General features: G+C 65.6%; 18 protein-coding genes. 12 read left to right on the top strand and 6 right to left on the bottom strand.

Translation table 11 applies throughout. The features are described 5' to 3' along the window. The 4 genes from B5G43_RS09145 to folD all read left to right on the top strand — a co-directional run. Nucleotides 1-514, top strand: a 514-nt coding sequence (locus B5G43_RS09145) for an insulinase family protein (protein WP_143382849.1), incomplete at its 5' end; no start/stop codon positions are given. Continuing rightward, nucleotides 515-1792 (top strand): pitrilysin family protein, encoded by a 1278-nt coding sequence (locus B5G43_RS09140; RefSeq protein ID WP_087260465.1) that lies wholly within the window; start codon nucleotides 515-517, stop codon nucleotides 1790-1792. After that, nucleotides 1789-2688: a prolipoprotein diacylglyceryl transferase gene (gene lgt, locus B5G43_RS09135; RefSeq protein ID WP_087260463.1), complete on the top strand. Its 900-nt coding sequence runs from the start codon at nucleotides 1789-1791 to the stop codon at nucleotides 2686-2688. The genes B5G43_RS09140 and lgt overlap by 4 nt, the downstream gene beginning before the upstream one ends. Further along, nucleotides 2669-3514, top strand: coding sequence for a bifunctional methylenetetrahydrofolate dehydrogenase/methenyltetrahydrofolate cyclohydrolase FolD (gene folD / locus B5G43_RS09130; protein WP_087260461.1), 846 nt, complete (start codon nucleotides 2669-2671; stop codon nucleotides 3512-3514). The genes lgt and folD overlap by 20 nt, the downstream gene beginning before the upstream one ends. A gap of 63 nt (nucleotides 3515-3577) precedes the next feature. Here the strand turns inward: folD and B5G43_RS17805 are convergent, their stop codons facing one another. Genes B5G43_RS17805 through B5G43_RS09115 form a run of 3 tightly spaced genes read right to left on the bottom strand, consistent with a single transcriptional unit; the run spans nucleotide 3578 to nucleotide 8655 of the window. Next, nucleotides 3578-4213, bottom strand: a complete 636-nt coding sequence (locus B5G43_RS17805; protein WP_143382848.1) for a hypothetical protein — start codon at nucleotides 4211-4213, stop codon at nucleotides 3578-3580. Nucleotides 4214-4273: 60 nt separating this feature from the next. Then, nucleotides 4274-7570, bottom strand: a complete 3297-nt coding sequence (gene carB / locus B5G43_RS09120; RefSeq protein WP_087260460.1) for a carbamoyl-phosphate synthase large subunit — start codon at nucleotides 7568-7570, stop codon at nucleotides 4274-4276. Beyond that, a complete protein-coding gene (locus B5G43_RS09115) occupies nucleotides 7570-8655 on the bottom strand; it encodes a carbamoyl phosphate synthase small subunit (protein WP_087260479.1) in 1086 nt (361 codons plus the stop codon). Before B5G43_RS09115 ends, carB begins: the two co-directional genes overlap by 1 nt. 225 nt (nucleotides 8656-8880) lie before the next feature. Between B5G43_RS09115 and B5G43_RS09110 the strand changes: the two genes are divergently transcribed. The 6 genes from B5G43_RS09110 to galT all read left to right on the top strand — a co-directional run bounded on the left by B5G43_RS09110 (nucleotide 8881) and on the right by galT (nucleotide 15363). Continuing rightward, entirely contained in the window at nucleotides 8881-9561 is a 681-nt protein-coding gene (locus tag B5G43_RS09110; protein WP_087260458.1) for a DUF421 domain-containing protein, read from the top strand. Then, nucleotides 9558-9938: a DUF4363 family protein gene (locus B5G43_RS09105; RefSeq protein WP_087260456.1), complete on the top strand. Its 381-nt coding sequence runs from the start codon at nucleotides 9558-9560 to the stop codon at nucleotides 9936-9938. Before B5G43_RS09110 ends, B5G43_RS09105 begins: the two co-directional genes overlap by 4 nt. A gap of 492 nt (nucleotides 9939-10430) precedes the next feature. Then, nucleotides 10431-11465 carry a LacI family DNA-binding transcriptional regulator gene (locus tag B5G43_RS09100; protein ID WP_087260454.1) on the top strand — a complete coding sequence of 345 codons (1035 nt, stop codon included), beginning with the start codon at nucleotides 10431-10433 and terminating at the stop codon, nucleotides 11463-11465. Between the two features lie 71 nt (nucleotides 11466-11536). Then, on the top strand, nucleotides 11537-12844 hold the full coding sequence (locus B5G43_RS09095; RefSeq protein WP_164488735.1) for a galactokinase family protein: 1308 nt from the start codon (nucleotides 11537-11539) through the stop codon (nucleotides 12842-12844). 32 nt (nucleotides 12845-12876) lie between these two features. Next, complete coding sequence (galE, locus tag B5G43_RS09090; RefSeq protein ID WP_087260452.1) at nucleotides 12877-13869, top strand: UDP-glucose 4-epimerase GalE; 993 nt, start codon at nucleotides 12877-12879, stop codon at nucleotides 13867-13869. A 3-nt stretch (nucleotides 13870-13872) separates the two neighbouring features. Beyond that, nucleotides 13873-15363, top strand: coding sequence for a UDP-glucose--hexose-1-phosphate uridylyltransferase (gene galT / locus B5G43_RS09085; protein ID WP_087260451.1), 1491 nt, complete (start codon nucleotides 13873-13875; stop codon nucleotides 15361-15363). 44 nt (nucleotides 15364-15407) lie between these two features. Here galT and B5G43_RS09080 read toward each other — a convergent pair whose 3' ends face one another. Then, on the bottom strand, nucleotides 15408-16355 hold the full coding sequence (locus B5G43_RS09080) for a hypothetical protein (protein ID WP_087260449.1): 948 nt from the start codon (nucleotides 16353-16355) through the stop codon (nucleotides 15408-15410). A gap of 116 nt (nucleotides 16356-16471) precedes the next feature. On the opposite strand from B5G43_RS09080, the gene B5G43_RS09075 reads away from it, so the two are divergent. Then, entirely contained in the window at nucleotides 16472-18571 is a 2100-nt protein-coding gene (locus B5G43_RS09075) for an ATP-dependent helicase (protein ID WP_087260448.1), read from the top strand. On the opposite strand, the gene B5G43_RS09070 is transcribed toward B5G43_RS09075, so the two are convergent. Further along, nucleotides 18546-19364, bottom strand: coding sequence for an alpha/beta hydrolase (locus B5G43_RS09070; RefSeq protein WP_087260446.1), 819 nt, complete (start codon nucleotides 19362-19364; stop codon nucleotides 18546-18548). The genes B5G43_RS09075 and B5G43_RS09070 overlap by 26 nt on opposite strands. Before the next feature lie 218 nt (nucleotides 19365-19582). Here B5G43_RS09070 and B5G43_RS09065 point away from each other — a divergent pair, with 218 nt between their 5' ends. Continuing rightward, nucleotides 19583-20527 carry an L-lactate dehydrogenase gene (locus B5G43_RS09065; RefSeq protein WP_087260444.1) on the top strand — a complete coding sequence of 315 codons (945 nt, stop codon included), beginning with the start codon at nucleotides 19583-19585 and terminating at the stop codon, nucleotides 20525-20527. A gap of 46 nt (nucleotides 20528-20573) precedes the next feature. Here the strand turns inward: B5G43_RS09065 and B5G43_RS09060 are convergent, their stop codons facing one another. Further along, nucleotides 20574-21326: an epoxyqueuosine reductase gene (locus B5G43_RS09060; protein ID WP_087260442.1), complete on the bottom strand. Its 753-nt coding sequence runs from the start codon at nucleotides 21324-21326 to the stop codon at nucleotides 20574-20576. Nucleotides 21327-21350 lie beyond the last annotated feature (24 nt).

Raw genomic sequence — 21350 nt, 5'->3', positions numbered from 1 at the left:
GGGCAAGCTGACCATGGGCTTTACCGTGGGCGGCCGGGTGTGGGACCAGTCCTTCCCCGCCCTGCTGATGGCCAACGCCGTCTACGGCGGCACCACCACCTCCAAGCTCTTCCTCAACGTGCGGGAAAAGCTCTCCCTGTGCTACTACGCCAGCTCCGCGCTGGATAAGTGCAAGGGCGTGCTGCTGGTCTCCTCCGGTGTGGAGTTCGACAAAGTGGACGCCGCCCGGGCCGAGATCCTGGCCCAGCTGGAGGCCTGCAAGGCCGGCCAGATCGAGGACTGGGAGCTGGAGGGCGCCCGCCGCTCGGTGGTCAGCGCCCTGCGCGCCACCGGCGACTCCCAAGGCCGCCTGGAGGACTACTGGCTGGGTCAGGCCACCGCCGGGCTCGCCGAGGACCCGGAGGCCCTGGCCGCCCGGGTGGAGAACGTCACCCGGGAAGAGGTCGTGGCGGCCTTCTCCGCCTTCACCCTGGACACCGTCTATTTCCTCAAGGGCAAGGAGGTTTCCCGCTAAATGGAACAGAAACAGTATACCCGCGTGGGCGAGTCCCTCTGGCAGGAAAAGCTGGACAACGGCCTCACCGTCTTTGTGAACCCCCGCCCCGGTTTTCAGAAGAGTTTTGCCTTTTTCGCCACCAATTACGGCGGCATGGATATGCGCTTCTCCCTGGACGGCGCGTGGCAGGACACCCCCGCCGGTGTGGCCCACTTCCTGGAGCACAAGATGTTCGACACCCAGGACGGCAACGCCCTCCAGGACCTGGCCGCCAACGGCGCCTCCCCCAACGCATTCACCAGTTCGGCCATCACCGGCTACTACTTCGAGTGCACCGAGAAGTTTGAGGAAAACCTGAAAATCCTCCTCTCCTTCGTCTCCATCCCCTGGTTCACCCAGGAGAGCGTGGACAAGGAGCAGGGCATCATCGGCCAGGAGATCCAGATGATCGAGGACGACCCCGAGTGGCAGGTCTTTATGAACCTCCTCGCCGGGCTCTATGAGCACCACCCCATCCGGGTCTCCGTGGCGGGAAGCCGGGAGTCCATCTCCCACATCACCGCCGACACCCTCTACGCCTGTCACAAGGCCTTCTACAACCCCTCCAACATGGTCCTGTGCGTCTCCGGCAACGTGGACCCGGAGCGGGTGTGCGCCATCGCCCGGGAGATTTTGCCCAAGGAGGGCAATCCCCCCATCCAGCGGGACTACGGCCCGGAGGAGCCGGCAACTGCCGCCGAATCCCTGCGGGAGCGGAAGATGGCGGTGTCCACCCCCATCTTCCAGCTGGGCTTCAAGGCCGACCCCGCCCCCATGGGCCAGGAGCGGCTGCGCCGTCAGCTCATCGGCACCCTGGCCATGGAGGTGCTCTGCGGCTCCTCCTCTTCCCTGTACGCCAAACTCTACCGGGAGGGGCTCATCAACCAGAAATTCGGCTGCGGGTACGAGGCCTACCCCGGCTGCGCCTTCCTCTACGCCGGCGGCGAGAGCAAGGACCCCCAGGCCGTGAAGGACGCCCTGCTGGCTGAGGCGGAGCGCCTGGGCCGGGAGGGCGTGGACGCCGCCCTCTTCCAGCGGCTCAAAAAGGCCTCCTACGGCAGCATGGTCTGCGCCCTCAACTCCGAGGAGCAGGTCTGCATCGAGCAGGCCCAGGGCTACTTCGCCGGGGTGGACTATCTGGACTTCCCCGCCGTCTTTGACACCGTGGCCCAGGCCGACGTGGAGGAGGCCCTGCGCACCTGGTGTACCGCGGAGCGCTCCGCGCTGGCCGTGGTCCGGCCCGGGGAGGACGCATGAGCAAAGTGGTCACCTTCCCCGGCCTCGGTCTGGAGTTCCACGTCAAATCCGTGGCCTTCTCCATCTTTGGCTGGCCCATCCACTGGTACGGCATCATCATCGCCGTGGGCTTTCTGCTGGCGGTGGCCTACTGCACCCGGGTGAGCAAGCGCTTCGGCATCAAAGAGGATGACGTGCTGGACCTTCTCTTCTACGCCGTGCCCCTGTCCATCATCGGCGCGCGGCTCTACTACGTCATCTTTTATCTGGACCTCTACCGCCGGGACGACGGCTCCCTGGACTTCGGCGCCATGGTGCGCATCTGGGACGGAGGCCTCGCCATCTACGGCGGCGTCATCGCGGCTGCGCTGACCCTGCTGGTCTTTTGTAAGGTGAAAAAGCTCCCCTTCCTGGCCTTTGCCGACGTGGGGGTCTACGGCCTGCTCATCGGACAGGCCGTGGGCCGCTGGGGCAACTTCGTCAACGTGGAGGCCTACGGCGGCGAGACCACCCTGCCCTGGCGCATGGGCATCTATGAGGTGGTCAACGGCGTCTCGGTCTACAAGGAGGTCCACCCCACCTTCCTCTATGAGTCCCTCTGGAACGTGGTGGGGCTCATCCTGCTGATCCTGGTGGCCCGCCGGGGTCGGAAATTCGACGGACAGATCTTTTTGGGCTACGTGCTCTGGTACGGCTTCGGCCGCGGGCTCATCGAGGGCCTGCGCACCGACAGCCTCTACTTCTTCTCCACCGGCATCCGGGTGTCCCAGATGCTGGGCTTTGCCTCGGCCCTGGCGGCCGCCGTGGCGCTGGTGCTGCTGTGGCGCCGCGCCGGCGGGCCGGAACAGCTGTGGGTCAACCGGCAGAAGGAGAATGCGATTCAGGAGGAAACACAACATGGCAGCGAAGATCCTTGACGGAAAAGCCCTGGCCGCCCAGGTGAAGGAGCGGGTCCGCCAGCAGGCGGAGACCTTTGCCCAGCGCCCCGGCCTGGCCGTGATCCTGGTGGGCGACAACCCCGCCTCCCGGGTCTATGTGGACGGGAAAAAGCGGGACTGTGCCGAGTGCGGCATTTACAGCGAGGAGTACGCCCTCCCCGCCCAGACCAGCCAGCGGGAGCTGCTGGAGCTGGTGGAGGCCCTCAACAGCCGCGCCGACATCGACGGCATTCTCTGCCAGCTTCCCCTCCCCCAGGGCCTGGACGAGCGCGCCGTCCTGCGCGCCATCGCTCCGGACAAGGATGTGGACTGCTTCCACCCCTACAACGTGGGCGAGCTGATGATCGGCGAGCAGTCCTTCCAGCCCTGCACCCCCGCGGGCGTGATGGAGCTGCTGGACGCCTACGGCATCGACCCCGCCGGGAAGCACGCCGTGGTGCTGGGCCGGTCCAACATCGTGGGCAAGCCCCAGGCCATGCTCCTCCTCCAGCGGAACGCCACCGTCACCATCTGCCACTCCCGCACCCCGGATCTGGCCGAGCAGTGCCGGAAGGCCGACATCCTGGTGGCCGCCGTGGGCCGGGAGGGCTTGGTCACCGCCGACATGGTGAAGGAGGGCGCGGTGGTCATCGACGTGGCCATGAACCGCAACGCCGCCGGCAAGCTCTGCGGCGACGTGTGCTTTGACGAGGTGGTCCAGAAGGCCGCCTACATCACCCCTGTCCCCGGCGGCGTGGGCCCCATGACCCGGGCCATGCTGATGGTGAACACCCTCACCGCCGCCCGGCTCCACGGGAAGGCTTAAATCCAAAGGAAGAAAAAATGAGGTCCGGCATCCATTTGGATGCCGGACCTCGTTTTTTCTCGGTTATCGGACTTCCGCGCCGCCCCACTCCACAGCGGTGAAGCCGGTGCGCTCCGGGGCGGTGAGGGTCTGGGGTACCACCTCCACCGGCTCCTCCAGACCTCTCCAGGCCATAAAGACCCGGATGAGGGTGTCGGGGGCGGGGTCGATGGTCAGCTCCGCCCCATCGGTGTAGGCGCTGGTCTGGAAGGAGATGAGGTTATAGGGGTTCTCCTCCAGCCTGGGGAGCCAGTAGATGATGAACTCGTTGGCCTCCCGCTCGGTGAGGCCCAGCTCCGCCAGCGCCTCCTCCAAAAAGGCGGCGGTGTCCTCCCGGGCCACGCAGAAGCCCTGGGAGAAATCGTACTGCCGGTCGGTGACGCCCTCCCAGAAGAGGCAGTAATACTGCCGCCCGGTGATGGGGTCGGTGAGGGTGCCGTCGGGGGACGCGTCCACCGTCCAGCCGTTTTCATAGGCCGGATAGGTGGAGGTCAGGGTGCCGTCGTAGTCCAGCTTCACGCTCACCCGGGTCTCCTCCTCCGGGTAGAGGTAAATGACCGGCTTGGCCGATTTGCTCTCGCCCACTCCACCCAGGAGGATGACCCCCACGATCAGGGCCAGCAGGACCAGTGCGCCGATGATGGGCAGATTCCGTTTCATACCGCAGCCTCCTTTTCTTTGATCTCAGGCTCTTAGACGGAGGCGGCGGAAAAAAGTTCCTTAAATCGTGGTGATGTCCACGGGGCGCAGCTCGGAGCTGCGGCTCTGCTCCCGCACGGTGAGGATGGCGTGGGCGGTGTCGATGGCGGTGACGCAGGCCACGGAGTGCTCCACGGCGGCCCGGCGGATCTTGAAGCCGTCGGTGTCGTGCTTGCGGCCCTTGGTGGGGGTGTTGATGATGAGGTCCACCGAGCCGGAGGCGATCATGTCCAGGATGTTGGGGTGAGCCTCGGACACGCGGGCCACCCGGCGGGCGGGCACACCGGCCTCCTCCAGAGCGTCAGCGGTGCCGGAGGTGGCCAGGATCTCAATGCCCATCTCCTCCAGGCCCCGGGCAATGCCCACCATCTCGCCCTTGTCCTCGTCCTTCACGGTGACGATGACCCGGCCGCCCTTCTTGGGCACCTTCATGTTGGCCCCCTTGAAGGCCTTGCGCAGAGCGTGAGGGAAGGTCTTGGCGATGCCCAGCACCTCGCCGGTGGACTTCATCTCCGGGCCCAGGCCGGTGTCCACGTCGGTGAGCTTCTCGAAGGAGAACACCGGCATCTTCACGGCGTAGTAGTCGGCCTCGGGATAGATGCCCGTGCCGTAGCCCAGGTCCTTCAGCTTCTGGCCCAGCATGACCTTGGTGGCCAGGTCGATGATGGGCACGCCGGTGACCTTGGAGATATAGGGGATGGTGCGGGAGGAGCGGGGGTTGACCTCGATGACGTAGACCCGGTTATTGAAGAGGATGAACTGGATGTTCACCAGGCCGATGACCCCCAGGTTCTTGGCCAGGTCCTTGGTGTAGCGCAGGATGGTCTCCCGGTGCTCGGGCTCCAGATGGCGGGGCGGGTAGACGCTGATGGAGTCGCCGGAGTGGATGCCGGCCCGCTCCACGTGCTCCATGATGCCGGGGATGAGCACGTCTTCCCCGTCGAACACGCCGTCCACCTCGATCTCCCGGCCCATGAGGTATTTGTCCACCAGGATGGGGTGCTCCTGCTCGGTCATGTTGATGATGCGCATGAACTCGGTGATGTTGCGGTCGTTGTAGGCGATCTCCATGCCCTGACCGCCCAGCACGTAAGAAGGACGCACCAGCACGGGATAGCCCACCTCGTGGGCGGCCGCCAGGGCCTCCTCGGTGGTAAAGACGGTGCGGCCCTCGGCGCGGGGGATCTGGCATTTTTGAAGGATCTCGTCAAAGCGCTCCCGGTCCTCGGCGGCGTCCACGCCGTCGGCGGGGGTGCCCAGGATGGGCACGCCCATGTCGGTGAGGGCCTGTGCCAGCTTGATGGCGGTCTGGCCGCCGAACTGCACCACGGCGCCCCAGGGCTTCTCCAGCTCCACCACGTTCTGCACGTCCTCGGGGGTCAGGGGCTCGAAGTAGAGCTTGTCGGCCACGTCGAAGTCGGTGGAGACGGTCTCGGGGTTGTTGTTGATGATGATGGTCTCGTAGCCCAGGCGCTTGAAGGCCCAGACCGAGTGGACCGAGCAGTAGTCGAACTCGATGCCCTGGCCGATGCGGATGGGGCCGGAGCCCAGCACCAGGACCTTCTTCTTCTCCTCCCCGCTCTGGGTGCGGTGGGGCTCGGCGGTGGAGGCGGAGAGATAGGGGGCCTCGGGGATGTGGGGGGCGAGCTCTCCCACCTTGGGCAGGCGGACCTCGTCCAGGGCCTCGTTCTCCACGTCATAGGTGGAGTAATAATAAGGAGTCTGGGCCTCAAACTCGGCGGCGCAGGTGTCCACCATCTTGAAGGCGGGGACGATGTGGTAGCTCTCCCGCAGGGCCTTGATCTCGGACGCCTTCTTGCCGGACAGCGCCCCAATCCAGGCGTCGGAGAAGCCCATCTCCTTGGCGCTGCGCAGGGTGCCCGGGTCCAGATGGCCGTGGTCCAGGGCGTCCTCCATGTCCACGATGGCCTGGAGCCGGTCCAGGAACCAGATGTCCACCTTGGTGATGCGGTTGATTTTCTCGGGGGAGAACCCGCGGCGCAGGGCCTCGGCCATGACGAAGAGGCGCTGGTCGTCCACGTTCACCAGGCGCTCCTCGATCTCCTCGGTGTAGAGGTCCTCCAGGCCGTCCATGCGCAGGGACTTCACCGGCAGCTCCAGGGAGCGGATGGCCTTCATCAGCGCGCCCTCGAAGGAGTTGCCGATGGCCATGACCTCGCCGGTGGCCTTCATCTGGGTGCCCAGGGTGCGGCTGGCGGTGGTGAATTTATCAAAGGGCAGGCGGGGAATCTTCAGGACGCAGTAGTCCAGGGTGGGCTCAAAGCAGGCGGTGGTCTTGCCGGTCACCGCGTTGGGGATCTCGTCCAGGGTGTAGCCCAGAGCGATCTTGGCCGCCACCTTGGCGATGGGGTAGCCGGTGGCCTTGGAGGCCAGGGCGGAGGAGCGGCTGACGCGGGGGTTGACCTCGATAACGGCGTACTCGTAGCTGTCGGGGTGGAGGGCCAGCTGCACGTTGCAGCCGCCCTCGATCTCCAGGGCGGAGATGATGTCCAGAGAGGCCGAGCGGAGCATCTGGTACTCCTTGTTGGCCAGGGTCTGGGTGGGGGCCACCACGATGGAGTCGCCGGTGTGGACGCCCACGGGGTCGATGTTCTCCATGGAGCAGATCTGGATGACGTTGCCCGCGCTGTCGCGCATGACCTCGAACTCGATCTCCTTCCAGCCGGCGATGCACCGCTCGATGAGGACCTGGCCCACGCGGCTCAGGTGGATGCCGCGGTCGGCGATCTCCCGCAGGGAGGGCTCGTCATAGGCGATGCCGCCTCCGGTGCCGCCCAGGGTGTAGGCGGGACGCACGATGACGGGATAGCCGATGCGCCCGGCGAAGGCCACGGCGTCCTCCACGCTCTCCACCACGTCGGAGGTGACGCAGGGCTGGCCGATGGCCTCCATGGCGTCCTTAAAGCCTTGGCGGTCCTCCGCCTTGCGGATGGAGGCGGGGCTGGTGCCCAGCAGCTTCACGCCGTACTGCTCCAGGATGCCCTGCTCGTAGAGGTTCATGGCCAGGTTCAGGCCGGTCTGTCCGCCCAGGGTGGGCAGGATGGAGTCGGGGCGCTCCTTGGCGATGATCTGCTCCACGCTGGCCATGTTCAGCGGCTCGATGTACACATGGTCGGCGATGTCCTTGTCGGTCATGATGGTGGCGGGGTTGGAGTTGACCAGCACCACCTCCACGCCCTCTTCCTTCAGAGCGCGGCAGGCCTGGGTGCCGGCGTAGTCAAATTCTGCGGCCTGGCCGATGACGATGGGCCCGGAGCCCAGCACCAGCACTTTCTTGATATCCGGATTCTTCGGCATTACCATTCCCCTCCTTCCATGCGGCGGACAAAGCGATCAAAGAGATTTTCCGTGTCCCGGGGCCCGGGGGAGGCCTCCGGGTGGAACTGCACGGTGAGGACGTTGCCGTTCAGGTACCGCAGGCCCTCCACGCTGCCCTCGTTGACGTTCACATGGGACACCCTGGCCACGGCCGGGTCCACGGTCTCGGCGCAGACCACATAGCCGTGGTTCTGGCTGGTGATGTACACCCGCCCGGCGTCCAGGTCCTTGACGGGGTGGTTGCCGCCCCGGTGGCCGAAGCGCATCTTCCGGGTCTCGGCGCCGGTGGCCAGGGCCATGAGCTGGTGGCCCAGACACACGGCAAAGATGGGGATGTTGGAGTCGTAGAGCTTGCGGACCTCGCGGATGATATCCACGTTGTCGGCCGGGTCGCCGGGGCCATTACTGAGCATCACGCCGTCGAAGCCGCCGGAGAGCACCTCATCCGCGGTGGTGTGGGCGGGATAGACCGTCACCTCGCACCCCCGGTTCTGGAGGCAGCGGATCATATTCTCCTTCACGCCGTAGTCCATCAGGGCCACGCGGTGGCGCTGCTCCCCCACGGCGGGGTAGACCTGGGCTTCCTTCCGGGTCACCTTCTCCACGGTGCCCTCCACCCGGTAGGCCTGGATGCGGGAGAGCACTTCCGGGATAGAAAAATGCTCCGCACAGGTGATCATGCCGTTCATGGTCCCCTGATTGCGGAGTATACGAGTAATAGCACGGGTGTCCACGCCCTGGATGCCCGTGATATCATATTTTTTCAGATAGTCGTCCAGCGTGCCCTCACAGCGGAAATTGCTCCCCCGGGGAGAGAGATGCCGCACCACGAATGCCTCGCCCCAGGGACGAGCGGACTCGTTGTCCTCGTGATTGACCCCGTAATTGCCAATGAGGGGATAGCACATCACGATCCCCTGGCCAGCGTAAGAGGGGTCGGTCAGGATCTCCTGATACCCCGTCATGGAGGTGTTGAACACCATTTCACAGATGCGCTCAGTGGTTGCGCCAATGCTCTGTCCGGTAAAGACACTGCCGTTTTCCAGAATAAGCGTCGCCTTCATCTGCATTTTTGTCCCGCCTTTCCATTATGTATTTGTTCAATTCTATTCCAACCCCGTTTTATTTTCAATTTCTTTTTCCAATTCCGCCGAAAAATGTGTTAGATTCCATAAATACAAGCCGCCCATCTCCGTTCCTTCCCGTCGTTTTTCACATTGCTTATAGGACTTGCCTGTGCATAAGCCCAGTCTCTCCGGGACACACTGGAACGAAAGGAGGTGTTTTCCATGGCTGTGGCTCTGGTGCGCACGGTCATCCTCTATCTCATCATCATCGTGGGCATCCGCCTGATGGGCAAACGCCAGGTGGGCGAGCTGGAGCCGTCGGAGCTGGTGCTGGACCTCATCATCGCGGACCTGGCGGCGGTGCCCATGCAGGACTACGGCATCCCGCTCCTCTCCGGCATCGGGCCCATTCTGGTGCTGCTGTGCCTCACCATGGTGCTCTCGGTCCTCACCATGAAGAGCCTGCGGTTCCGCGCCCTTCTCTGCGGGCGGCCCAGCATCATCGTGCGGGACGGCCAGGTAGACCAGCGGGAGATGCGGCGCAACCGCTTCACCCTGGACGAGCTCCACGAGGAGCTGCGCTGCCAGGGGGTGGCCGATCTGGACACGGTGAAATACGCCATTCTGGAGACCAACGGGCAGCTCTCGGTGCTGCTGAAGGCCGCCGAGCAGCCGGTCACCGCCGGACAGATAGGCCTGAAACCCCCGGAAACCGGGCTGCCCACCGTGCTCATCAGCGACGGGCGGCTCCTGCGGCGCAACCTCCAGCGGCGGGGGTACAACGACACCTGGCTCCAAAAGGAGCTGAAAAAGCGCCACCTGAGCCGTGAGGATGAGGTCTTTCTCCTCACGGTGGACGAGCAGGGGACGGTGCGCTGCACTCCCCGGGAGGAGAACCCATGAGGCGGCTGTGGGGCGCGGTGGGGGGCATGGCGCTGCTGCTGGCCCTGGCGCTGTGGAACGCCGCCGAGTTGGAGGATTTTACCCAGACCCTCTCAGACACCCTGCGGGAGGCGGAGCAGCGGGTGGAGGCCGGGGACTGGGCGGAGGCCCAGGACCTGACCAAAGAGGCCAAGACGACCTGGGACCAGCGGGACCTTTGGCTCCACGTCACCCTCCGCCACACCGACACCGACGCCGTCCAGACCGGATTCGATCAGGTCCTGGCCCTCATCGACTGCCAGGACCAGGCGGAGTACGCCTCCGCCTCCGCCCAGCTCCTCCAGAGACTCTCCCTGATGGCGGCGGGTGAACAGCTGACGCTGGCGAATCTGTTCTGAAAAGTCGATTTCTTTTCCCGGAACGGGGGTGTTGCGCTCGCCGCGCGGGCCGCCTGCTCGGCGGGAGCACCGCTTTCTTTGCAAAGAAAGCGGTGGGAAAGAAAGCCCAGAGGGGGGATACCCCCCTCTGGACTCCCCCAAAACGCATCCCGGTCTTCATTCCGGTGCGGAGGTATTTCCTCAGCTTGGCGTGGCCAATTCCGGACTTTCCGCCTATCCGGAAAGCGTTGTACCTTGCTGCCCGGGGCGGCCCCCTAAAAGGCCGCCCTTTTGGAGGGGAGTGGAGAGGGGAACCAGAAGTTCCCCTCTCCTTCTTTTCTTTCCCCGGTTTCTTTTCGAGAAAAGAAATCGGGTCCCCGCTGGATAAGCGGCCCGCCCGGCGAGGGCAAACCCCTCCGGGCTGCCCGGAAGAATCCAGCCCTTTTCTCCTTGCCAAACAGGCCAAAATCGGGTAAAATATTTTTAGTAAAATTACGTCCAAGGAGGCCCACCATGGCTACACTGAAGGAACTGGCCCAGAGCACCGGGTACTCCCCCGCCACCATCTCCCGCATCCTCAGCGGCGATCCCTCCCTGTCGGTCAGCGACGAGGCCCGCCAGCGGGTGCTGGAGGAGGCGGGCCGCCTCAACTACGCCGCCACCAAGAGCCGCCGGGGCCGCGCCCCCAAGAGCCTGCTGCGCATCGGTCTGGCCGAGCGGCTCACCCCTCAGCAGCAGCTGGACGACCCCTACTTCCTCTATCTGGGCGGGCTGGTCCGCCGCCATTGTCTGGAGCAGCGCTACGTCTGTCTCCCCATCCCCGCGCTGGGGGACTCCTACCTCCCGCCGGAGGGAGAGGGCCTGGACGGCATCGTGGCCGTGGGCGAGTTCTCCCCCGCCCAGGTGGAGACCCTGGCCTCCTTCTCCCCCAACACCGTGTTTCTGGACGCCTCCCCCGACGAGAGCCGCTTCGACTCGGTGATCCTCAACTACGAGCTGGGCATCCGGCAGGCGCTGGAGCTTTTGTGGGAGCTGGGGCATAAAAACATCGCCTTTCTGGGCCCCGATCACCGGCGTTACAGCGCCTCCCCCGCCCCCGAGGCCCGGCGGGAGAGCTACTTATCCCTCATGGCCAGGCACGGCCTTGGGGAACAGACCACCATCCTGGACTGCCCCATGGAGGTGGAGGCCGCCGCCCGGGCGGTCCGGGCCGCTCTGGAGGCCGGAAAATGCCCCACCGCCCTGCTCTGCGCCAACGAGGACTGCGCCGTGGGCGCCGTCCGGGCCCTGAAGGACGCCGGGCGCTCCACCCCCGCAGACTGCTCGGTGGTGTCCTTCAACGACACCCCCCGCTCGGCCCTGCTGGACCCGCCCCTCACCTCGGTCTCCGCGCCGGTGGAGGAGATGGTCCGCACCGCCCTGCGCCTGCTGGTCCAGCGCGCCGCCGTGGGCGGGAAAGAGCCGGTGCGCACCCTCCCCCAGAAGGCCGTCCTCCCCCCCACTCTGGTGTGCCGGGAGAGCACCGGTCCGGCCCCGAAAATTTTTTAAAATACCCTCTTGAATTTTTACTAAAAATTTAGTATACTGGCCACAACAGAACGAGACATGAGGTGAGGACCATGCAATCTCTCCATCAGCTGCTTGAGCGCCTGTCCGACGGGTCCTGCGACGCCCGCCTGACCGAGCTCTACGCCCCCAACGCCGACTCCGCCGCTCTGGACGCCGCCCGCCAGCGGGCCATCGGCGCCGCCCAGGGGTTCCAGACCGCCTTCTCCCCCGACGGCTCCGCCCCCGCCGCCCTCTTCAGCGGCCCGGGCCGCACCGAGATCGGCGGCAACCACACCGACCACCAGCACGGCCACGTCCTCTGCGGCAGTGTGGACCTTGACACCCTGGCCTGCGCCGGTCCCAACGGGCTGAACGTCGTGCGCATCCACTCCGAGGGCTACGCCCCTCTGGAGATCTCCCTGGACCAGCTGGAGGCGGTCCCGGCCGAGAAGAACACCTCCGCCGCCCTGGTGCGGGGCGTGGCCGCCGGCTTTGCCCAGCGGGGCAAGACCGTGGGCGGCTTTGACGCCTATGTGACCTCCAACGTGCTCTCCGGCTCCGGCCTCTCCTCCTCCGCCGCCTACGAGGTGCTGGTGGGCAACATCTTCAACCACCTCTTCTGCGAGGACTCCTTCACCCCCATGGAGCTGGCCCAGATCGGCCAGATGGCGGAGAACGTGTACTTCGGCAAGCCCTGCGGCCTGATGGACCAGGCCGCCTCCGCCGTGGGCAGCGCCGTGGCCATCGACTTCAAGGACCCCGCCGCCCCCGTGGTGCGCCGCATCGACTTTGACTTCGATCACTGCGGCTACGCCCTGTGCATCGTGGACACCGGCTCCTGCCACGCCGACCTCACCGACGACTACGCCTCCATCCCCCAGGAGATGTGCGCTGTGGCCGCCCACTTCGGCAAGACCGTGCTGCGGGATGTGGACCGGAGCGAGGTCCTGGAGGCCATCCCCTCCCTGCGGGTACGCTGCGGCGACCGCGCCGTGCTGCGGGCCCTCCACTTCTTCCACGACGACCTGCGGGCCGCTCAGGAGGCCGACGCCCTGGCGGCGGGCAACTTCCAGCGGTTCCTGGACCTGGTGAACCAGTCCGGCCGCTCCTCCGCTGAGCTCCTTCAGAACGTCATCGCCGGCAACGACCCCCGGGAGCAGGCGGTGGCTCTCGCCCTGGCCATGGCCCAGGAGGCCCTGGAAGGCCAGGGCGCCGTCCGGGTCCACGGCGGCGGCTTCGCCGGTACCATCCAGGCCTTCGTCCCCGTGGAGCGGCTGGAGCACTTCCGCTCCGTCATGGAGGGCGTGCTGGGCCTGGGCAAGTGCCACGTGCTGCGCATCCGTCCCGTGGGCGGCTGCGTGGTGTTCGCAAACGACTGATCTTTCATCATTCTAAGAAAGGGTGTTTTGTTATGGCGATTCTGGTTTTGGGCGGAGCTGGCTACATCGGCTCCCACACGGTCTATGAGCTCATCGAGGCCGGCCGCGACGTAGTGGTGGCCGACAACCTGTTCACCGGCTTCAAGGCGGCGGTCCACCCCAAGGCCCGCTTCTATCAGCTGGACATCCGGGACCGCGGGGCCCTGGATACCCTGTTCCAGGCCGAGAAGATCGACGGCGTCATCCACTTCGCCGCCTCCTCCCAGGTGGGCGAGTCCATGTCCGACCCCCTCAAGTACTATGACAACAACCTCTACGGCACCATGGTGCTCCTCCAGGCCATGGTGGCCCACGGTGTGAACAAGATCGTCTTCTCCTCCACCGCCGCCACCTACGGCGAGCCCGAGCGGGTGCCCATCCTGGAGACCGACAAGACCGTGCCCACCAACTGCTACGGCAACACGAAGCTGTCCATGGAGCAGATGATGAGCTGGGTGTCCCAGGCCCACGGCCTCAAGTACGTGGCGCTCCGCTACTTCAACGCCTGCGGCGCTCACCCCTCCGGCAAGATCGGCGAGGCCCATGACCCCGAGACTCACCTCATCCCCATCATCCTCCAGGTGGCCAACGGCACCCGGAAGCAGATCAGCGTCTTTGGCGACGACTACCCCACCAAGGACGGCACCTGCGTGCGCGACTACATCCACGTCACCGACCTGGCCCAGGCCCACATCCTGGCCCTGGATTACCTCCTGAACGGCGGCGACAACAACGTCTTTAACCTGGGCAACGGCGTGGGCTTCACCGTCAAGGAAGTCATCGACGTGGCCCGCTCCGTCACCGGCCATCCCATCCCCGCCGTGGTCTCCCCCCGCCGCGCCGGCGACCCCGCCCAGCTCATCGCCTCCTCCGAGAAGGCGGTCAACGTCCTGGGCTGGAAGCCTCAGTACAACGACCTCAACACCATCATCGAGACCGCCTGGAAGTGGCACAGCACCCATCCCCACGGGTACGAGGAGGTCTGAGCCATGGTGGACCGCGCCATTGAGCAGCTGCTGACCTACGCCCTGCGCAAGGGCCTCATCCAGCCCTGCGAGGAGCACTGGGCCGCCAACGCCCTGCTGGAAGTGCTGGAGCTGGACAGCTACGCCCCCACCGGCGAGGAAGTGGGCGAGGTGGACCTGCCCGCCGTCCTGGATGAGCTGATGGACGACGCCTACGCCCGGGGCGTGATGAAGGAGAACTCCATCGTCTACCGGGACCTCTTCGACACCAAGATCATGGGCGCGCTGACCCCCCGCCCCGCCCAGGTCATTGAGAAGTTCCAGGCCCTCCGCGCCGAGGACCCCCAGAAGGCCACCGACTGGTACTACCAGTTCAGCCAGGACACCAACTACATCCGCCGGGACCGCATCGCCAAGGACATGCAGTGGAAGGCTCCCACCGAATACGGCGAGCTGGACATCACCATCAACCTCTCCAAGCCGGAGAAGGACCCCAAGGCCATTGCCGCCGCCCGGAACCTGCCCGCCTCGGCCTATCCCCGCTGCCAGCTGTGCGCCGAGAACGAGGGCTACGCCGGCCGGGTCAACCACCCCGCCCGCCAGAACCACCGCATCGTCCCCATCACCATCAACGGCTCTCCCTGGTTCCTGCAGTACTCCCCCTACGTCTATTACAACGAGCACTGCATCTGCCTCAACAGCGTCCACACCCCCATGAAGATCGACCGGGCGTGCTTCGGCAAGCTCCTGGACTTTGTGGGCCAGTTCCCCCATTACTTCGTGGGCTCCAACGCGGATCTGCCCATCGTGGGCGGCTCCATCCTGGCCCACGACCACTTCCAGGGCGGCCGGTACACCTTCGCCATGGAGAAGGCCCCGGTGGAGACTCCCTTCACCTTCCCCGGCTATGAAGATGTGAAGGCCGGCATCGTGAAGTGGCCCATGTCGGTGGTACGCCTCACCGCCGCCGACCCCCAGCGGCTCATCGACCTGGCCGACCGCATCCTGGACGCCTGGCGGGGCTACACCGACGCCGACGCCTTCCTCTTCGCCGAGACCAACGGCGAGCCCCACAACACCATCACCCCCATCGCCCGCCGCCGCGGCAGCGACTACGAGCTGGACCTGGTGCTGCGGAACAACATCACCACCGACGAGCACCCCCTGGGCGTCTATCACCCCCACGCCGAGCTCCACCACATCAAGAAGGAGAACATCGGCCTCATCGAGGTGATGGGTCTGGCCGTGCTGCCCGCCCGGCTGAAGGCGGAGCTGGCCGCCGTGGCCGAGAAGCTGGCCGACGGGGCCGACCTCACCGCCGACCCCCTTACCGCCTCCCACGCCGCCTGGGCCGAGGGTTTCAAGGGCAAGTACCAGATCACCAAGGAAAACGCCCTGGAGATCGTGCAGAAGGAGACCGGCCTGGTCTTTGCCCAGGTGCTGGAGCACGCGGGCGTGTACAAGCGCACCGAGGAGGGCAAAGCCGCCTTCCTGAAGTTCCTGGCTACCATCTGATATAAGGCATAAAAAAGGGTCTGCCCCGTGGGGCAGACCCTTTTTTATGCGTCGGTGAGGAGCTCCTTCCGCCGCGCCTCCAACTTCTCCCGGCGCTCCTCCAGCGTCTCCCGGGCCCAGCGCAGCCGGTCCAGGGCGGCGTTCACCTTCCAGCGGACGTCCGAGATCCCGTCCTGGGCCGTCCGGATACCCGTCTGGACGTACCAGTCCGAGAAAATGTCGTCGAAGAAAAAGTCGGCAAAGGTGGCAAAGCTCCCGATCTCCACGTCGGGCACCTCCATCGGACCCACATCTGCCAGCTCGGTGCGGAAGGCCGACAGGGCCCGCTGGGCGGCGCTGATGTTGGTCCGGGCGCTGTCCAGCCGGTCGTGCTTGGCCAGGGTGGCCATCATCCCGCCCCCCAGCATGTCCCAGGTGCCCCAGCTCGCCGCGCTGTCCAGGTCGGTCTGCACCGCCTCCAGCAGCCGCCGGGCGTATTCTCCGGCCGAAATGGCCTCCCGCAGCTCCTTCTCCTGACCGTCCAGCTCCGCCCGCTCCCGGTCCAGCGCGGTGAGCTCCTCCCCCACCGTGCCGCCCTGGGCCTTGAGGAGGTCGGCCTTCTCCGACCAGAGGCGCTCCAGGGTGTGGGGGATCTGCTGGAGGCGGTTGCGCTCTCCGAGCAGCTCGGTCAGCTTTTTTTCCAGATAGTCCAGGTCCTCCGCCGCCTGGTCGTACTTGCACTTGGCCGCCAGGTCCTCCCGGCGCTCCCGGCTCAGCCGCTCCTCCTTGTCGCCGGTCAGGGCGGTCCAGAGGGCCTTGAAGCTCAGGTGCTCCAGGTCCTCCACATCCTTCTCCTCTTTCCGCAGGTTTTGGGCGGCCTCGTCCAGCTTCTCCCGCCGCTCCGCCTGCTGGCGGTACAGGTCGTCCAGCTGGGCGCTGATCTGTTTGAGCCGCTTCTGGTCCGCCGAGGCCGCTTGGATGGCCCGGTCCAGCTCTTGCATCCGCTCGTCCATGGCGCTCTCCCCTTTCTGCTCTGATTGTACCTGCTTTTTCCGGGGGGCGCAACGGCTTGTCTCCCGGCCCAAAAGGCGGTATAATGTTATTTTAATGACGCACAGCGAGGTATGGTATGGACTACGAGCGCTTCCGGACCAAATTCAATCTCTCACTCACCGACCAGCAGGCCGTGGCCGTCCAGCGCACCGAGGGACCGGTGCTGCTGCTGGCCGTCCCCGGCAGCGGCAAGACCACGGTGCTGCTCTCCCGGCTGGGGTGCCTGGTGTTCTGCCGGGAGGTGGAGCCCGAGAACATCCTCACCGTCACCTACACCGTGGCCGCCACCGCCGACCTGCGCCGCCGGTGCGCGGCCCTTTTCGGGGAGGAGCTGGCGGGGCGGCTGGAGTTCCGCACCATCAACGGCCTGTGCGCCCGCATCATCCGGGCCTATGAGCGCCACACCGGCCGAGTGGCCTTTGAGCTGCTCTCCGACGAGGGCGAGATCACCCGGCTGCTGCGGGAGCTGTGGCTGGAGCAGACCAAGCAGTTCCCCAGCGAGAGCGACTTAAAAGAGCTGCGTACTCAGATCACCTTCTGTAAGAACATGATGCTGCGGGAGGAGGAGATGGAGGCCATCCGCCTGGAGAGCGGCGCGGACTTCCTCCCCCTCTACCGCCGCTACCAGGACCGGCTCTTAAAGACCCGGAAAATGGACTACGACGACCAGATGGTCTACGGCCTGAAGATCCTCCGCTCCTGCCCGCCGGTGTTGGCGCAGTTCCAGCGGCGCTACCACTACATCTGTGTAGACGAGGCCCAGGATACCTCCAAAATCCAGCACATCATCCTCCGGCTCCTGGCCGGGGCGCGGCGGAACCTCTTTCTGGTGGGTGACGAGGACCAGAGCATCTACGGCTTCCGGGCCGCCTGGCCTCAGGCGTTATTGGAGTTCGACCAGATCTACCCCGACGCCGCCGTCCTCTTTCTGGAGGAGAACTTCCGCTCCACCCCCGCCATCGTGGGCCCGGCGGATTCCTTCATCCACCGCAACCGGGAGCGGCGGGACAAGCACATGTTCACCCGCAACCCCGACGGCCCGCCCATCAAGCACACCGTCCTGCGGGACTACCGGAGCCAATACCGCTACCTGCTGGAGGTGGCGAAAAACTGCACCGAGGAGACGGCGGTCCTCTACCGCAACCATTACAGCGCCATCCCCCTCATCGACCTGCTGGAACAGGAGGGGGTGCCCTACCGCTGCCGGGCGGGGGAGGGGCTCTTTTTCAGTCACTACACCGTGCGGGATGTGACCGACGCCATCCGCCTGGCCTTCCGCCCGGGAGACGGGGAGCTCTTCCAGCGGCTCTATTATAAGCTGGGCTGTCCCCTGAAAAAGGACCGGGTCCAGGCTGTCCTCCGCCGCCAGTCCGCCCACCCGGAGGAGAATGTCTTTTCCCTCCTGCTGGAATCCCCGGGGCTGGAGCCCTGGGCCATCGGCAAGGTGAAGGCCCTGCGCACCCACCTGACCCACCTGCTGGAGGGGAACAGCTATCAGGCGGTGAACCGCATCATCCAGTACATGGGGTACGGCGATTATTTGAAAAACCGGGGGGCCGACACCAGCCGCCTCCACCCCCTGCTGGCCCTGGCCAACCAGAATCCGGGGTTGGAGCAGTTCCTCCAGCGGCTGGAAGAATTGGAGGGCATCGTGGCCCGGGGCGGCCCCGGCGGGGCGGGCTGTCCCTTTCTCCTCTCCACTGTCCACGCCAGCAAGGGCCTGGAGTACCCCCGGGTGATCCTCATCGACGTGCAGGACGGCATCTTCCCCAGCGTGGCCGAGCCCTCCCCCGGCCAGAAGCTCAGCCCCGAGGACCAGGCCACCCTGGAGGAGGAGCGGCGGCTCTTCTACGTGGCCCTTACCCGGGCCAAGCGGCAGCTGGAGATCCTCACCTGCGCCCGGGAGTTCGGCCAGCCCGCGCCCCCGGTCTCCTCCTTTGTCACCGCCGTGGCCCCTTCTGCCCCCAGCCCCGGTGCGGAGGGCGAGCTCCACACCGGGCGGCTGGACCAGTACCAGCCCGGCACCCGGGTGATCCACCGGAGCTTCGGCCCCGGCTCCATCCTCCAGCTCCAGGGGCCCTATGTGCTCCTGGCCCTGGACAGCGGCGAGTGCAAGAAATTCGATCTGGAGTCCTGCCTGAACAAGGGCCTCATGGGGCTGGAAGAGCCCGGATAAAGTCCTCCAACAACTCATTCACCTGCTGGGGCTGGTCGCAGTTGGCGTTGTGCCCCGCGCCCGTTAACCAGTGGAGAGGAATGCCGGTGTCCCGGTGCCATGCCCGGTTGTACCGCTTGCAGGACCCGGCCCGGTCCGCTTCCCCGCACAGGAGCAGCGCCGGACAGTCCAGACGGTAGGGTAGATCCGCTTCCATGGCCTCCGCCAGCATCCGGAACCCATGCCCGGCCAAGCGGGCATAGCGCACTTGGTCGCCCTGGTAGACCAGCATCATCTCCCGCATGAGAGTCTGTCCGTACTCCGTCACCGACACGCCGCGGCTGCCGGCGGAGAGCAGCCACTTCCACGGCCAAAACCGGTAGACCGGCTCCATCCGCTTCAACAGCCAAAGCTCCGCCCCTGTGACATACTTGCGCTGGAGGGGCGCCGAGTCAATGGCCACGAAGCCGCCCAGCTTGCCCGGATAGCGCTGGGTATAGGCCTGGCCCACATATCCGCCCATGGACTGGCCCACCAGGACCGGAGCATGGACCCCCTCCCGCTCCAGGATGGCGTCCAGCCACTCCGCCTGGTCCATCAGGTGGAACGAGAGTTGGAAGGGCCAGGAGGCCCCGTGACCCGGCGGGTCCCACACCAGCACCCGGCAGGTTTCCGCAAAGCAGTCCAGCTGCTTCTCAAAGAGCCGGTGGTCCGCCGTCAGCCCCGGCAAAAAGACCAGCGTCCGGCCGTCCTCCACCCCGCCGACCCAGTAGTGGATGTCGCCGCAAAGCGTGGTATAGCTTCTTTCGCGCATGGCGTCCCCTCCTCACTTTCCCCCATTGTACCATACCACTCCACACCGCTCAATCGGTCCGCCCTTCAGGGGGCGGGCCGGATTTTTTTGCCTTTCGTTGTTTTTACAACCGCCAAATTCCTACCAGCATGGTATTCTTTATTCAGCCGGGACGGAGATGCGATTTCTCCCGCCGGTGTGTACATACTAACAGCATCCCTCTGAAAGGAGTGTCTTTTATGCTCAATCCCCGGAAAGCCGCCGTGGTGGGCTGCGGATTCGTGGGCGCGTCCATCGCCTTTACCCTGATGCAGCGGGGCCTGTTCTCCGAGCTGGTCCTCATCGACGCCAACCGCGCCAAGGCCGAGGGCGAGGCCATGGACCTGAGCCATGGTCTGCCCTACACCGCCCCCATGGACATCTACGCCGGCGACTACGACGACGCCGCCGACTGCGGCCTCATCATCGTCACCGCCGGTGCCAATCAGAAGCCCGGCGAGACCCGCCTGGACCTGATCGGCAAAAACGTGGCCATCCTCAAATCCATCATCCCCGAGATCCGCCGCCGGAACTTCGAGGGCATCCTCCTCATCGTATCCAACCCGGTGGACGTGCTGACCTACGCTGCGTGGCACATGTCGGGCCTGCCCGCCAACCGGGTGTTCGGCTCGGGCACCGTGCTGGACACCGCCCGGCTCAAGCAGCTGCTGGGCGAGCACCTGCGGGTGGACAGCCGCAACGTCCACGCCGTCATCATCGGCGAGCACGGCGACAGTGAGCTGGCCGTGTGGAGCGGCGCCAACGTCTCCGGCATCGACCTGAACGACTTCTGCGAGCTGCGGGGCCACTACGACCACCGGGCCTCCATGCAGCGCATCTATGAGAACGTGCGGGACAGCGCCTACCAGATCATCGAGCGCAAGGGCGCCACCTACTACGGCATCGCCATGGCGGTGGGCCGCATCGCCGAGAGCATCGTGCTGGATCAGGAGTCGGTCCTCCCCGTGTCGGTGGTGTTGGAGGGGCAGTACGGCCTGGACGGCCTGTGCCTGTCCATCCCCTCGGTGGTGGGCAAGAACGGCCTGGAGAGCATTTTGGAGATCCCCCTTAGCCCCGAAGAGGATGAGGCCCTCCACGCCTCCGCCAGGCAGCTCAAAGAGGTCATCGCCCAGCTGGAGCTGTAAACGCGCAAAACAGCCCGGAAAGCAGCAGCTTTCCGGGCCGTTTCTCTTATTCCAGGTACGCCATGGGGCATACGCTGATGCACCGGCCGCACACGTCGCAGAAGCCGATGTCCTTCAGCTCCTCGGCGTTGGGCAGGAGCACCGTGTCGTGGCAGCGGAAGCGGTCGAAGTCGTCCGGCTTCAGCGCCCCCACGGGGCAGTTGCGGAAGCACAGGCCGCATTTGCCGTTTTTGTGGTAAATGCAGCGGTCCTCCGCCTCCTCGGTGTTCACCGTCAGCGGCGCGGAGGTCAGGATGGTGCAGAAGCGCCCGCCGGAGCCCTTCTCCGTAATGAGCATCCGGTTGGCCCCGAAGGCCCCCAGCCCCGCGATGGCCGCGGCGCTGCGGTGGGACCACATGGACTTCAGATCCTTGGGGTCATAGGTGTGGGTGCCGGCGATGGGATAGCAGGAGTAGCCCTCCCCCTCCAGCAGGGCGGACACCGAGCGGCCGATCTGGTCGAAGTAGTCGTTGAGCACGATGTAGGACTCGCCCCACACCGCCGGCGCGCCGGAGCTGCGGTGGGGGTCCTGCACCACCTCGCGGGTGAAGGGCACGAAGTAGCTGATGACCCGCTCCGCATCGGGGAGCAGCTCCCGGGGCTCCAGATGCCAGGGGCCGATCATGGTCTTGAGCTGGGCATATCGGGGGTCGTCCGCCGCCGAGACGGCAACCAGCGGCTCCCGGAACAGGTCCGGCCGGTTCAGCTTCTTCACCTCGTCCGCGATCAATTCCCGCAGGCGCACATCCAAAGATTCCATACTTCTTCTCTCCTTTACCGCAGC

This window comes from Flavonifractor sp. An92, assembly GCF_002159175.1.
Lineage (GTDB): Bacteria > Bacillota > Clostridia > Oscillospirales > Oscillospiraceae > Pseudoflavonifractor_A.
This window is presented reverse-complemented; position numbering and strand designations above follow the sequence as displayed.

What these genes read in the sequence shown, in the direction of transcription:
- B5G43_RS09140 (WP_087260465.1), top strand. Translation starts at nt 515, where the DNA reads ATGGAACAGAAACAGTATACCCGCGTGGGCGAGTCCCTCTGGCAGGAA.
- lgt (WP_087260463.1), top strand. Translation starts at nt 1,789, where the DNA reads ATGAGCAAAGTGGTCACCTTCCCCGGCCTCGGTCTGGAGTTCCACGTC.
- folD (WP_087260461.1), top strand. Translation starts at nt 2,669, where the DNA reads ATGGCAGCGAAGATCCTTGACGGAAAAGCCCTGGCCGCCCAGGTGAAG.
- B5G43_RS17805 (WP_143382848.1), bottom strand. Translation starts at nt 4,213, where the DNA reads ATGAAACGGAATCTGCCCATCATCGGCGCACTGGTCCTGCTGGCCCTG.
- carB (WP_087260460.1), bottom strand. Translation starts at nt 7,570, where the DNA reads ATGCCGAAGAATCCGGATATCAAGAAAGTGCTGGTGCTGGGCTCCGGG.
- B5G43_RS09115 (WP_087260479.1), bottom strand. Translation starts at nt 8,655, where the DNA reads ATGAAGGCGACGCTTATTCTGGAAAACGGCAGTGTCTTTACCGGACAG.
- B5G43_RS09110 (WP_087260458.1), top strand. Translation starts at nt 8,881, where the DNA reads ATGGCTGTGGCTCTGGTGCGCACGGTCATCCTCTATCTCATCATCATC.
- B5G43_RS09105 (WP_087260456.1), top strand. Translation starts at nt 9,558, where the DNA reads ATGAGGCGGCTGTGGGGCGCGGTGGGGGGCATGGCGCTGCTGCTGGCC.
- B5G43_RS09100 (WP_087260454.1), top strand. Translation starts at nt 10,431, where the DNA reads ATGGCTACACTGAAGGAACTGGCCCAGAGCACCGGGTACTCCCCCGCC.
- B5G43_RS09095 (WP_164488735.1), top strand. Translation starts at nt 11,537, where the DNA reads ATGCAATCTCTCCATCAGCTGCTTGAGCGCCTGTCCGACGGGTCCTGC.
- galE (WP_087260452.1), top strand. Translation starts at nt 12,877, where the DNA reads ATGGCGATTCTGGTTTTGGGCGGAGCTGGCTACATCGGCTCCCACACG.
- galT (WP_087260451.1), top strand. Translation starts at nt 13,873, where the DNA reads ATGGTGGACCGCGCCATTGAGCAGCTGCTGACCTACGCCCTGCGCAAG.
- B5G43_RS09080 (WP_087260449.1), bottom strand. Translation starts at nt 16,355, where the DNA reads ATGGACGAGCGGATGCAAGAGCTGGACCGGGCCATCCAAGCGGCCTCG.
- B5G43_RS09075 (WP_087260448.1), top strand. Translation starts at nt 16,472, where the DNA reads ATGGACTACGAGCGCTTCCGGACCAAATTCAATCTCTCACTCACCGAC.
- B5G43_RS09070 (WP_087260446.1), bottom strand. Translation starts at nt 19,364, where the DNA reads ATGCGCGAAAGAAGCTATACCACGCTTTGCGGCGACATCCACTACTGG.
- B5G43_RS09065 (WP_087260444.1), top strand. Translation starts at nt 19,583, where the DNA reads ATGCTCAATCCCCGGAAAGCCGCCGTGGTGGGCTGCGGATTCGTGGGC.
- B5G43_RS09060 (WP_087260442.1), bottom strand. Translation starts at nt 21,326, where the DNA reads ATGGAATCTTTGGATGTGCGCCTGCGGGAATTGATCGCGGACGAGGTG.